Genomic DNA, 12,798 nt, shown 5'->3' with positions numbered 1-12,798 from the left:
CTGGCTGGGCGGCCGGATCACTGTCCGGGCTGCGGGCTGGGCTGCGCCGTGTTCGGGGCGGCGGGCGGCGGGCCGCCTTCGAAGGTCACCGGGAGTCCGGCGGGTGCCGTGCCGGTGGGTGCGACCTGGAGGGTCTTGAGGGCGAACTCCATGACCGTCTTGTAGATCGGTCCGCAGATCTGGCCGCCGAAGTAACTGCCCTTGGTGGGGTTCTGGATGGCGCAGTAGACGGTGATGCGCGGGTTGTCGGCGGGCGCGAACCCGGCGAAGGAGGCGGTGTAGCCCTTGTAGCGGCCGGTGGCCGGATCCACCCGGTTGGAGGTGCCCGTCTTGCCGCCGACCCGGTAGCCGGGGATCCGCGCCTTGGTGCCGGTGCCCTCCTGGTCGTCGACGACCGATTCGAGCATCTCGGAGAGGGTCTTGGCGGTCTCCTGACTGACCACGCGGGTGCGTTCGGGTTCCGGGGCCGGGGTGAAGCGGCCGTCGGGGCCCTTGGTGCCGCGCACCAGGGTGGGCGTGATCCGGACGCCGCCGTTGGCGATCGTCGAGTAGACGGAGGCGGCCTGCATCGCGTTCACGGACAGGCCCTGGCCGAAGGGGATCGTGTACTGCTGGGAGGTGGACCAGGCCTCGGGCTTGGCGAGGATGCCGCGCGATTCGCCGGGGTATTCGAGGCCGGTGGGCGCTCCGATGCCGAACTTGGTCAGGTAGGAGTGCAGGACCTTGTTGGCTTCGGGCTGGGTGGGGCCGAGCTGGCCGGTGGCCAGGATCGTGCCGATGTTGGAGGACTTGGCGAGGACCCCGTTGAGGGTGAGGTACCAGGTGGGGTGGTCGATGTCGTCCTTGAACAGACGGTCGCCGCGGTGCAGCCGGTTGGGGACCTCGACGTGGGTGGCGGGGGTGGCCTTCTTCTCCTCCAGGACCGCGGCCATCGACATCACCTTGGCGGTGGAGCCGGGCTCGTACACGTCCTGGAGGGCGGCGTTGCCCATGGCGGCGGAGGTGGCCCTGGTCAGGTCGTTGGGGTCGAAGCCGGGGGCGTTGGCCATGGCCAGTACCTCGCCGGTGCGGGTGTCCTGGACGATGACGTAGCCGCGGTCGGCGCCGGACTTCTCGACCTGCTCGGTGATGGCGCTCTGCGCCGCCCACTGGATGTCGCGGTCGATGGTCAGCTCGATGTCGTCGCCGGGTACGGCGGGCTTCTCGCTGGATCCCGCGGTGGGGACGCGGCGGCCGCCGGACTGGGCGTAGGTGAGCTCGCCGTCCTTGCCGGCGAGCTTCTTGTCGAGGGAGGACTCCAGTCCGCCGCCGCCCTTGCCCTCCGCGTTGACGTAACCCAGTATCCCGGCGGCGAGGGCGCCGTTCGGGTACACGCGCTTGCTGCTGTTCTCGTTGAACACGCCGGCGATGACGTTGGCCCCGGGGCCGTTGTTCTTCTTGTCCGCCGCGGCCTTCTCCGCGAAGAGCCGCTTGAGGTCCTTGATCTGGTTCCAGACCTGGGGGGTCTGGCGGCGGGCCAGGATGACGTAGCGGGTGTTCTTGGTCTTCAGGCGCGCGGTGAGTTCCTTGGCGTCCTTGCCGAGGATGGGCGCGAGCAGCGCGGCGGCCTGTTCGGGGGCGTCGGGGGCCTTGCTCTCCTGCGGGGTGAACATCTTCGGGTCCGCGGTGATGTCGTACGCGTCCACGCTCGTCGCCAGGGCCACGCCCTTGCGGTCGGTGATCTCCCCGCGCTCGGCGGCCAGGGTGTGGCTCGCGAACCGGTTCTCGGTGGCCTTCGCGGAGTAGGCGGAGGCGTCGACGGCCTGCACCTGGAGGAGCCGTACGACGAAGGCGAGCATCACCAGGGTCAGGCCCACGCTGACCAGCCGCAGCCGGGGCTTGGGGCTGCCGAGCCGGATGGTGTGCGGCCTGCGGGCGCCGGCGGGGCGCCGGGTCGCGGGGCGGGAGGCCGGGCGGGCGTTCGCGCGGGCCCGGTCGCCGGGCCGGGGGCGGGCCGGCCCCGGCACGCGCCGCCGGGGCGGCTCCTTGGGGCTCACGCGGCCACCCCCGGGCCGGGGAGGGCGGGGGCGGGGGCGAGGGCCGGGCGGGGCCCCGCGGGACCGTGCCCGTACACGGCGGAACCGCCTGTCAGCGGGGTCACGACGTCACCTGCCTGGATCGGGGGTGGACTGCTGCGGGGGCTGGGGTGACCCGGCCGGGGCGGACGGGCCCCCCGCCGCGGGGGGCGGGGAGGCCGGGGAGCCGGACGGCGCGGGAGCCGGGCCGCCCGACGGCGCGGGCGCCTGGCCCGGGGAGGCCGGGGCGCCGGAGGGGGCGGGGTTCTGGACCGGGGGGACCTGCGCGGAGGGCGGCGGGGACGGCGGCGGCGGGGCCTCGGCCGTCGAGACGGTGCCCGCGACCTTGCCGTCCGGGCCGATGAAGACCGGGCTGCCGCCGGGCACCAGGCCCAGCTCGTGGGCCCGCCGCTGAAGGGCGTCGGGGGCCGAGTACCCGTCGACGTCGCGCTGGAGGGCCTGCTCCTCGTCCGTCAGCGCGGTGGTCTCCTTCTTCAGGTTGCTCAGCTGGAAGGATCCCTCGTTCAGCGCGGAGTTCAGCAGCAGCAGGCTGATCAGCCCGCCGCCGAGGAGGGCCACGACCAGCAGCACGAACGGCATCCGCGCCGCCTGCCCCGGCGGGCCGCCGCCGGCGGGCCGCGCGGCCGGGCCGCTGCCGAGCGCCCGGCCGATGCGGGCCGCCTGCCCGCGGGTCAGCGTGGCCACCTTGCCGGCCGCCTTGCCGCCCCCGGAGCGGCCCGCCGGGCTCACAGCCGCGCCTCGCGGATGCGCTCGACGCCGCGGAACCGGGCCGGGGCCGCCCGCCGGTTCTCGGCGATCTCCTCCTCGGTGGGCAGCTCCGCGCCGCGCGTCAGCAGCTTCAGCTTCGGCTGGTACTTCTCCGGCACCACCGGCAGTCCGGGCGGCGCGGTGGAGGCCGCGCCCGCCGCGAAGACCTGCTTGACCAGCCGGTCCTCCAGCGAGTGGTACGAGAGCACCGCGATCCGGCCGCCGACCGCGATCCGGTCCACCGCCGCCGGAATGGCCCGCTCCAGGCCGGACAGCTCGCCGTTGACCTCGATGCGCAGGGCCTGGAAGGTCCGTTTGGCGGGGTTGCCGCCGGTGCGCTTGGCGGCCTGCGGGAGCGCGTCGCGGATCAGCTCGACGAGGCGGGCGCTGTTGCTGAAGGGCTCCTTCTCCCGCTCGCGGACGACCGCGGAGACGATCCGTTTGGCCTGCTTCTCCTCGCCGTACTGGCGCAGGATCCGCACCAGCTCGCCCGGGGCGTAGGTGTTGAGCACCTCGGCGGCGCTGATGCCCGTCGTCTGGTCCATGCGCATGTCGAGCGGGGCGTCCTGCGCGTACGCGAACCCGCGGTCGGCCTCGTCGAGCTGCATGGAGGAGACGCCCAGGTCGAAGAGGATGCCCTGGACGGCGGGGATCCGCAGGCCGTCCAGCACCTCGGCCAGGTCGGCGTAGATCGCGTGGACGAGGGTGGCCCGGTCTCCGAAGGGCGCGAGGCGCTCGCCGGAGAGCCGCAGGGCCTCCTTGTCGCGGTCGAGGCCGATCAGGTGCGCCTCGGGGAACCGGGTCAGCAGGGCCTCGCTGTGGCCGCCGAGGCCGAGGGTGCAGTCGACGACGACGGCCCCCGGCCTCTCCAGCGCCGGGGCCAACAGGTCCAGGCACCGCTGGAGCATCACCGGGACATGTCGGGACTCGCTAGTCAAAGCGCCCTCTCAGATAACGGCGCGGCAGGCGTACGCCGCGCCGCGCACGCGGAGTTTTACCAGGGGGCCGGGCGGCCGGTGAGGGCCGGGCTCCGGCCGGTTCGCGTCACTTTAGTGCAACGGTCGCCGCGGTCAACGAACCGCCCCGCGCGCGGTGCGCCCCTCTCCCCGTGAACCCGCAAAAGCCGCGAATCACCTGAACGGCGGCCTCCGCCCCACCCCTGTGGGTTAGCTCACAACAAGCCTGGTTGACCTTCTTTGTCCACCCTCTCTCAATGCCTCCACGACGTGTGACCACTAACGTCTTAACCATGACGACTTCCGCATCCCTGCCCGTCACCCCCGCAGCCCAGGCATCCGGCGGCGCCTCCGTCACCGACCGGCTCGTCGAGGCGAACCGGCGGTACGCCTCGGAGTTCACCGATCCCGGTATGGACGCCCGGCCGGTCCTGCACGTGGCCGTCGTCGCCTGCATGGACGCGCGCCTCGACCTGCACGCCGCCCTGGGCCTGGAGCTCGGCGACTGCCACACCATCCGCAACGCCGGCGGGGTGGTCACGGACGACACCATCCGCTCCCTCACCATCAGCCAGCGGGCGCTCGGCACCCGCGCGGTGATACTCATCCACCACACCGGCTGTGGTCTCGAAAGCCTGACCGAGGACTTCCGGCACGAGCTGGAGGACGAGGTCGGCCAGCGCCCCGCCTGGGCCGTCGAGGCCTTCCGCGACGTGGACCAGGACGTCCGCCAGTCCATGCAGCGGGTCCGCACGAACCCCTTCCTGCCTTTCCGCGACGATGTGCGAGGCTTCGTCTTCGACGTCCACACCGGGCTGCTCCGGGAGATCGATCCCGCCTCTTGAGTGACACGAGGCCGTGACGGCGTCAAGAATGCGGGAAGACGTCCGCCGGAAATCTCCGGGACGGGTGTCCGTGTTTCGGGGTGGGCCGGTTCATGCGCCAACAGCGTCGGCCCTTTGAAAGGGCCGAGGAGAACCAGGTGACCACGTATGACGACCGAGCGAGCCTCGCGGATCTGACCAGCACGGCCGAGCGGATCCGCCACTCGGTCGAGGGCGTGATCGAGGGCAAGCCCGAGGTCGTGCGCCTCGCCCTGACGGTGCTGCTCGCCGAGGGACACCTGCTGATCGAGGACGTCCCCGGCGTGGGCAAGACCATGCTGGCCAAGACGCTCGCCAAGTCCATCGACTGCTCGGTGCAGCGCATCCAGTTCACTCCGGACCTGCTGCCCTCCGACATCACCGGCGTCAGCATCTACGACCAGCAGCGCCGCGAGTTCGAGTTCAAGCCGGGCGCGATCTTCGCTCAGATCGTCATCGGCGACGAGATCAACCGCGCCTCCCCGAAGACCCAGTCGGCGCTGCTGGAGTCGATGGAGGAACGCCAGGTCACCATCGACGGCACCACGTACACCCTGCCCAGCCCGTTCATGGTGGTCGCCACGCAGAACCCGGTGGAGATGGAGGGCACCTACCCGCTCCCCGAGGCCCAGCGCGACCGCTTCATGGCCCGCGTCTCCGTCGGCTACCCCAGCCCCGACGCCGAGCTCCAGATGCTCGACGTGCACGGCGGGCTCTCCCCGCTCGACGACCTGACGGCCGTCGCGCACGCCCACGACATCGTCAAGCTGATCGAGGCGGTCCGCGAGGTGTACGTCGCCGAGCCCGTCCGCCGCTACGTCGTCGACCTCGTCTCCGCGACCCGCAGCCACCCCGACCTGCGCCTGGGCGCCTCGCCCCGCGCCACCCTGCACCTGCTGCGCGCCGTGAAGGCCTCCGCCGCCCTGGCCGGCCGGGACTACGTCCTGCCCGACGACGTGCAGGCGCTCGCCGCCCCCGTCCTCGCGCACCGGCTGCTGCCCACCGCGCAGGCCCAGCTGAACCGGCGCACCGCCGAGCAGGTCGTCCACGACATCCTCCAGCGCACCCCCGTCCCCGCCGCGCACGCCCGCGGCGAGATGCCGCCCGGCGCGGGCATCCGGGGCTTCTGATGAGCGCCGGTGCCCCGCGCGGCGCCGGCGGGCTGCCGAGGGAGACGGGTGGGCTGCGGGCCTCGCTGGCGGGGCTGACCACCCGCGGCCGGTCGTTCCTGGCCGCCGGAGCAGCCGCCGCCGCGTGCGCGTACGTCCTGGGCCAGAGCCAGCTGCTGCGGGTCGGACTGCTGCTGGTCGTGCTCCCCCTGATCTGCGTACTGGCCCTGCACCGCACCCGGCACCGGGTCTCCGGCAGCCGCCGGCTCAGCCCGTCCCGGGTGCCCGCCGGGGGCGAGGCCAGGGTCCAGCTGCGGATGGAGAACGTCTCCCGCGTGCCGACCGGACTGCTCATGCTCCAGGACCGGGTGCCGTACGTGCTGGGGCCCCGGCCCCGGTTCGTGCTGGACCGGGTCGAGTCCGGCGGGCGGCGCGAGGTCTCGTACCGGGTCCGGTCCGACCTGCGCGGCCGCTACCCCCTGGGCCCGCTCCAGCTGCGCCTGACCGACCCCTTCGGGCTGGTCGAGCTGACCCGCTCCTTCAGCGCCTACGACACCCTCACCGTCATCCCCCGCACCGAACCCCTGCCCCCGGTCCGCATGACCGGCGAGGCGAACGGCTACGGCGACGGCACCCGCCGCTCGCTGGCCCTGGCCGGGGACGACGACGTGATCCCGCGCGGCTACCGGCGCGGCGACGACCTGCGCCGGGTGCACTGGCGCTCCACCGCCCGCTACGGCGAGCTGATGGTGCGCCGCGAGGAACAGCCGCAGCGCAGCAAGGCCACCGTGCTGCTGGACACCCGGCACCTCGCCTACGAGGGGGCCGGTCCGGACTCCGCGTTCGAGTGGGCCGTGTCCGCCGCCGCCTCCAGCCTGCTGCACGTGCTCGAACAGGGCTTCTCGGTGCGGCTGCTGACCGACACCGGCGATTCCGCGGGCGGCGGCGACGGCGGCGGCTTCTCCTCGGGCGGGCAGGAGTCCGCCGAGGCGGCCGGGCTGATGATGGACACCCTCGCGGTCGTCGGCCACTCCGACGGGGCCGGGCTCTCCGCCGCCTACGACGCCCTGCGCGGCGGCGGGTTCGGCTCGTCCGGCGGGGACGGCCTGCTCATCGCGTTCTTCGGCGACCTGGACGAGGTACAGGCCGAGATGGCGGCGCGGATGCGCCAGCGCAGCGGAGGCGCCGTGGCGTTCGTACTGGACTCGGCGACCTGGGCGGGAGCGCCCTCGCGGGTCGATGAGCGGCTGCGCAGACTGCGGGACGCGGGCTGGACGGCGCTGTCCGTCCCGCCCGGCGCCGCGTTCGGCGAACTGTGGCGGCAGGCCGGGAACGCTCCCCTCGGCACGGCGACCTCCGGAGGCTGGGGATGAGCGGGCGGGCGCGCGTGACGCTCTTCGCGATGCTGGCGACGCTGCTGACCTCCTGGTCGCTGGCCCCGCTGGTGGAATCGTCCGGCTGGCTGCTCCAGGCCGCGGCGCTGCTCGGCGTGCAGGCGGCCGTGGGGGCCGGGGCGCGGCGGGTGCCGCTGGCCAGGTCGCTGACCGTGGCGGCGCAGCTGCTGGTGTCCCTGCTGATGCTGGCCCTGCTCTTCGCGGGGAAGGCGGAGTCCACCGGGTCCGGGCCGCTGGCCTTCCTCGTCACCGACTTCGGGGCCCTGTTCCAGCAGGGCGTCCGCGACGTCGGCGAGTTCGCGATACCGGCTCCGACGACGGACGGCATCCGGCTGCTGCTGCTGGCCGGGGTGCTGCTGATCGGCCTGCTGGTCGACGTCCTGGCGGTGACGGTGCGCACCGCCGCGGCGGCCGGGCTGCCGCTGCTGGCGCTGTACTCGGTGGCCGCCGGGCTGTCGGCCGGTCAGGGCGGTGCCTGGTTCTCCTTCCTGCTGGCGGGCGGCGGCTACCTGATGCTGCTGCTGTCCGAGGGGCGCGACCGGCTCGCCCAGTGGGGCCGGGTCTTCGGTGCGGCGCCCAGCGGGCGGGTCTCGGCCGCCTCCGGCTACGGGGGCGGCTCCGGCGGCCGGGCCGTCGCCCCGGTCCGCACCGGACGCCGCATCGGCGTGGCCGCGCTGGGCCTGGCGCTGGCCGTGCCGGCCGTACTGCCGGCGCTGGGCGGCGGGATGCTCGGCGGGGGCGAGGACGGCTCGGGCGGGGGTACGGGCGGGACTATCTCGGCGGTGAACCCGCTGGTCTCGTTGCAGAGCAGCCTGAACGCGCAGGACAACCGGGTCGTCCTGCGGTACCGCACGGACAGCCCCCAGCTGGGCGAGCAGTACCTGCGGATCCTGGCGCTGGACGAGTTCAACGGGGTGAAGTGGGAGGCCTCCGGGCGCCCGCTGACGGACGTCCCGGAGCGGCTGCCGGCCCCGTCGGGGCTGAGCGAGCGGGTCCGCGAGAGCGCGAGCGAGGTCCGTACGACGGTTTCGGCGTCGGACACGTACGCGCAGCGCTACCTGCCGATGCCGTACCCGGCGACGCAGGTGGACATCGGCGGGAAGTGGCGCTTCGAGCCGGCCGGCCGGACCCTCGTCGGGGACCAGCTGGGCAAGGACCGCTTCCAGAACGTGCAGGGCGCGCAGTACACCGTACGGAGCCTGCTGCTGCGGCCCACGGCCCAGCAGCTGCAGAGCGCGCCCGGGCCGAACCCGTTCGTGCAGGCGGAGTACACGAAGCTGCCGGACAACCTGCCGCCGGTGGTGGCGGACACGGCCCGGCGGGTCACCGCGGGGGCGCGGGACGACTACACGCGGGCGGTCAGGCTCCAGGACTTCTTCGCGGTGAACGGCGGCTTCCGCTACGACACGAAGGTGTCCTCCGGTACGGGTTCGCAGGCCATCGCCCGCTTCCTGAACGACAAGGAGGGCTTCTGCGTCCACTTCGCCTTCTCGATGGCGGCGATGTCGCGGACGCTCGGGATCCCGGCGCGGGTCGCGGTCGGTTTCACCCCGGGCGAGAAGCAGTCGGACGGCAGCGTGAACGTCTCGATGCGGGACGCGCACGCCTGGCCGGAGCTGTACTTCGAGGGCATCGGCTGGACCCGGTTCGAGCCGACGCCCCGCGCGGGCATCTCGGTACCGGACTACAGCCGGACCGAGGCCCCGGCCCCGCAGCCGTCGTCGCCGTCCGCGCTGCCGTCGCAGCCCGTCGCGCAGCCCTCGACGGCGCCGTCGAAGGCGGACGAGTGCCCGCCGGAGCTGAAGAAGCTGGGCGAGTGCGGCGGTCCGGCGCTGAAGCAGGACACGGCGTCCGGTTCGGGCGGCCTGCCGGTGGGCGCGGTCCTCGGCTGGACCGGCGCGACGCTGGCCGTACTCGTTCTGCTGTTGCTGCCGCTGCTGTGGCGCGGCCGGGTGAGGGCGCGCCGGCTGGGCTCGGGCGAGGTGCTCCTGGCCTGGCGGGAGCTGGGTGACGCCGCCTGGGACGTGGGCGTCCCGCCGGACGGGGCGCTGTCCCCGCGGGGGGCCGCGGCGCGCGTGGTGCTGCTCGGTCGGCTGGAGCCGGAGACCGCCGAGGCGGTGCACCGGGTCGCGGGCGCGGTGGAGCGGGCGCTGTACGCCCCGCCGGGCGCGGACCTGTCGTACCCCGGTCTCACCGGCGACGTGCTGCTGGCCCGGGCGGGCCTGCTGGCGGGTGCCGGGCGGGGCGGGCGGCTGCGGGCCCTGCTGCTGCCGCGGTCGGCGGCGCGGGTCTCGTGGGCCGTGTCGGCCCGTTGGGCCGCGCTGTCGGAGCGGGCGGCGGCCGTGTTCGGCCGCATCCGGATCCCGCTGCGCGGGCGGGGCTGAGCGGGCCGGCTCCCGTAGCCGCCGCTCGCGTACGGAAAACGCCGGTGCGTCCGGGCTCGTTCCCCCCGAGCCCCGGCGCACCGGCGTTTCCCGTTGCCGGGTCCCCCGATCCCTGTCGGCCAGGGACCCGGCCCGCTCCGCGGCCCCGTGTCCGCGGTGCGGGCCGAAGGCCCTGTCCGTCGCCCCCATTCTGCTGTTCTCGCAGGTGGGAGCCCATCCGTACGCGTACTCAATTCGGCGGCTAGGTACGGATACTCAGTTCTACGCCGGCGGCGCCCCCGGTGGGCACCGCCGACCGGGGGTCACCGGCTGCCGCTGACCCGTCCCCGCAGGAGCAGCGACAGGGCCGAGTGGACGTCGTCCAGTGACCGCTCGCTCTGGAAGGACTGCCAGTCCAGTGCGGCCACCAGCACCATGCCGACCATCGCCGCCGCCGTCAGCGGGACGTCGATCTCGGCGCTGAGTTCGCCCCGTTCGACGCCCTCGCGCAGCACCGTCTCGACAACCGCGACCGCTTCCTGGCGGACCACCATGAGGGTGGACTGCCAGGCCCGGTTGGTCCGCCACAGTTCGGCGACGTAGAGCTGGGTGAAGGCGGGGTAGCGGTCGATGAAGACCAGACCCGCGCGGATCATGCCGTCCAGGGCTTCGACGCGGCTGCCGCCGCGCGCCTCGGTCTCCTCGGCCGCGGCCCGCAGCGAGGCGGTGAGCAGCCCCACCCCGTGCCGCAGGAGCTCCTCGAAGAGGTCGGTCTTGCTCGCGAAGTTGTAGTAGACGGTGCCTTTGGCCACGCCCGCCCGCTCCGCGATCTCGTCGACCGTGGTCGCGGAGAATCCCTGTTCGGCGATGAGGGTGACGGCGGCTTCGTAGAGCTTCTGCCGGGTGGCCTGGCGGCGGGCGCCGCCGGTGCCCGTACCGGTGCTGCTGCTTTCCATGGCGCTGATTCTCACAGGTCAACAGCCCCTTACAGGCTCAGTTCCGGGTGCAGCCGGTCCATCGTCCACACCTGCTTGCCGCGGGCGGCGAGCGCGGTGAGGGCCAGGGCCCCGACCGTGAAGGCCACCAGGACCGCGCCGCCCTGCCACACCGGGGTGAGGTCGCCGCCGGTGATCAGGCGGCGCAGGCTCTCGACGACGTACGACATCGGCAGGTAGGGGTGGATGGCGTTGAAGAAGTCCGGGCTGGTCTGAACGGGGTAGGTGCCGCCCGCCGAGGTCAGCTGGAGCATCAGGACGGCGAGGACCAGGATGCGGCCGGCGGCGCCGAACTTGGCGTTGAGCCACTGGACGATCGCCGCGAAGCAGCCGGTGACCAGGAACAGGAAGCCGACGGTCAGGGCCGGGTTCTCCATCTCCAGGCCGAGGCCCGGGGCCCAGTGGAGCACGGACATCAGCAGGCCCACCTGGGCGACGCCGATGCCCAGCACGGGCAGCCAGCCCGCGAGGGCGATCCGCCAGGGCGAGGCGCCGGTGGACAGGGCCCGCTTGTTCATCGGGGCGATCAGCATGTAGGCGACCATCGCGCCGACCCAGAGGGAGAGCGGGATGAAGTACGGGGCGAAGCCGGTGCCGTAGTTGGGCGCCTTGTGCAGGGACTGGTTGGCGAGCTGGATGGGGTCGGCCATGACCTGCGTGCGGGCGTCGCGCGCCTGCTGGTCGTAGTCCGGGATCTTGCCGGCGCCGTCGTGCAGGCCCCCGGCGAGCTCGCCGGAACCGTCGACGAGCTTGTACATGCCGCCGTCGAGGGTGTGGGCGCCGTCGCCGAGCTTGCCGACGCCCTCGTTGATGGCGCCGGAGCCCTTCGTGGCGCTGCCGATGCCGGTGTGCAGCTGGGCCATGCCGGAGGAGACCTTCTGGGCGCCGCTGTTCAGGGCGTTGACCTTGGTGACGGCCGTGTCGAGGTCGGAGGCGAGGGCCGGTGCCTTGTCGACGAGCTCGCGGGCCTTGTTCTCCAGGTCGGTGAGCTGGCCGCGGAGCTTGTTCACGTCCGTGCCGGCCGCCTGGGCGACGTTGTTGGCGTCCGCGGCGAGCAGGGCGCCCTCGGCGACGCTGTCCTTGACCGCCTTCAGGTCGGGGCAGGAGGCCAGGTGCGGCTCGGCGCCCGGGGTGACGCAGTGGTCGGTGTAGTACTTGTCCATCTTGGTCTGGGCCGTCTTGGTGCCGGTGGCGACCGCGGGGGCCTTCTTCAGGAAGGTGTCCAGGTGGTTCCTGACCACCTTGGCCGAGTCCGCGACGAGCGCGGCGTTGGCGGCCAGGGACTTCGGGTCGCTGACGAACGGCTTGGCCTTGGCGGCGGCGCCGTTGACCTTGTCGGCGAGGGTCTGGGTGCCGGCGGCGAGGTCCTTCGCACCGGTCTCCAGCTGGCCGGCGGACGTGTTGAGCTTCTTCAGCCCGCCGTTGAGCTCGCCGGTCTTCTCCTTGGCCGTGTCCAGGCCGTCGGCGAGGTCCTTGGCACCCTGCTGGGCCTTGCCCGCGCCGTCCTTGAGCTTGTCGGCGCCGTCGGCGGCCTCGGCGGTCTTGTCGTGCAGGTCGGAGAAGTTGACGAAGATCTTGTCGAGGAAGCCGCGGGAGGCGTTCGTGGACGCGGCGGCGCGGACCTCGGAGAAGACGGTCTTCGAGATCGAGCCGACGATGTAGTTGTTCGCGTCGTTCGTGCGGACCTGGAGGGCGCCGGTGGCGGGGTCCTCACCGGAGCTGGAGGCGATCTTCGTGCTGAAGTCGGCCGGCATGGTCAGGGACAGGTAGTACTTCCCGTCCTCCAGGCCCTTGGCCGCCTCGGCGGCGCTGACCTCGCGCCAGTCGAAGGTCTTGCTGTTGTGCAGCTTCTTGGTGATCTCGTCGCCGGCCTCGATCCGCTTGCCGTCGACGGTGGCGCCCGTGTCGGCGTTCACGAGGGCGACGGGGACCTTGTCGAGGCGCGCGTACGGGTCCCAGAAGGACCACAGGTACAGGGCTCCGTACAGCAGCGGCAGCAGGAGCAGCGCGACGAGCGCGGCCCGGGGCAGCTTCCCCCGCCCGAACCGCTTCAGCTCAAGCGCGGCCAGCTTCGGAGATCGCATCGTCCGCCCCCTTCGGGTCTTCGTCGGTGGTGCCGGTGGTGCCGGTGGTGCCGGTGGTGGTGGTCGTGGTGGCCGTGGTGGCCGTGGTGGCCGTGGTCGGCTTCCCGGGCTCGGACCCGTCCGGCTCCCGGGCCGGGGTCTCACCCTTGGCCGGGGTCTCGGCCGGGGTCTCGGCCGGGGTCTCGGCCTTGGCCTTGGCCTTGGCCGGGGCC

Annotated in this window: 9 protein-coding genes; 4 read left to right on the top strand and 5 right to left on the bottom strand. The window is 73.3% G+C overall.

Features of this window, described 5'->3' with window-relative positions; genetic code table 11:
* Positions 1-17: 17 nt before the first annotated feature.
* The 3 genes from ABZZ17_RS25435 to rsmH form a co-directional block, all read right to left on the bottom strand.
* On the bottom strand, positions 18-2,036 hold the full coding sequence (locus ABZZ17_RS25435; protein WP_356878823.1) for a penicillin-binding protein 2: 2,019 nt from the start codon (positions 2,034-2,036) through the stop codon (positions 18-20).
* Between the two features lie 108 nt (positions 2,037-2,144).
* Positions 2,145-2,804 (bottom strand): septum formation initiator family protein, encoded by a 660-nt coding sequence (locus ABZZ17_RS25430; protein ID WP_356878821.1) that lies wholly within the window; start codon positions 2,802-2,804, stop codon positions 2,145-2,147.
* On the bottom strand, positions 2,801-3,760 hold the full coding sequence (rsmH, locus tag ABZZ17_RS25425; RefSeq protein WP_356878819.1) for a 16S rRNA (cytosine(1402)-N(4))-methyltransferase RsmH: 960 nt from the start codon (positions 3,758-3,760) through the stop codon (positions 2,801-2,803). Before rsmH ends, ABZZ17_RS25430 begins: the two co-directional genes overlap by 4 nt.
* A gap of 311 nt (positions 3,761-4,071) precedes the next feature.
* Between rsmH and ABZZ17_RS25420 the strand changes: the two genes are divergently transcribed.
* From ABZZ17_RS25420 to ABZZ17_RS25405, 4 genes are all read left to right on the top strand, one after another.
* Positions 4,072-4,623, top strand: a complete 552-nt coding sequence (locus ABZZ17_RS25420) for a carbonic anhydrase (protein WP_356878817.1) — start codon at positions 4,072-4,074, stop codon at positions 4,621-4,623.
* Between the two features lie 137 nt (positions 4,624-4,760).
* The gene (locus ABZZ17_RS25415) at positions 4,761-5,771 is read left to right on the top strand and encodes a MoxR family ATPase (RefSeq protein ID WP_356878815.1); all 1,011 of its coding nucleotides are present in this window, start codon (positions 4,761-4,763) and stop codon (positions 5,769-5,771) included.
* Positions 5,771-7,123, top strand: a complete 1,353-nt coding sequence (locus tag ABZZ17_RS25410) for a DUF58 domain-containing protein (protein WP_356878813.1) — start codon at positions 5,771-5,773, stop codon at positions 7,121-7,123. The genes ABZZ17_RS25415 and ABZZ17_RS25410 overlap by 1 nt, the downstream gene beginning before the upstream one ends.
* A 14-nt stretch (positions 7,124-7,137) precedes the next feature.
* On the top strand, positions 7,138-9,528 hold the full coding sequence (locus ABZZ17_RS25405) for a DUF3488 and transglutaminase-like domain-containing protein (RefSeq protein ID WP_356878811.1): 2,391 nt from the start codon (positions 7,138-7,140) through the stop codon (positions 9,526-9,528).
* 302 nt (positions 9,529-9,830) lie between these two features.
* Here the strand turns inward: ABZZ17_RS25405 and ABZZ17_RS25400 are convergent, their stop codons facing one another.
* Both ABZZ17_RS25400 and ABZZ17_RS25395 read right to left on the bottom strand, forming a co-directional pair.
* Positions 9,831-10,463, bottom strand: coding sequence for a TetR/AcrR family transcriptional regulator (locus tag ABZZ17_RS25400; RefSeq protein ID WP_356878809.1), 633 nt, complete (start codon positions 10,461-10,463; stop codon positions 9,831-9,833).
* A gap of 29 nt (positions 10,464-10,492) precedes the next feature.
* Positions 10,493-12,586 carry a YhgE/Pip domain-containing protein gene (locus ABZZ17_RS25395; protein WP_356878807.1) on the bottom strand — a complete coding sequence of 698 codons (2,094 nt, stop codon included), beginning with the start codon at positions 12,584-12,586 and terminating at the stop codon, positions 10,493-10,495.
* Positions 12,587-12,798: the final 212 nt, after the last annotated feature.

The organism is Streptomyces sp. NPDC006512, assembly GCF_040611935.1.
Classification (GTDB): Bacteria; Actinomycetota; Actinomycetes; order Streptomycetales; family Streptomycetaceae; genus Streptomyces.
The sequence above is the reverse complement of the archived record's forward strand: the minus strand, read 5'-3'. Positions and strand labels throughout refer to the sequence as shown.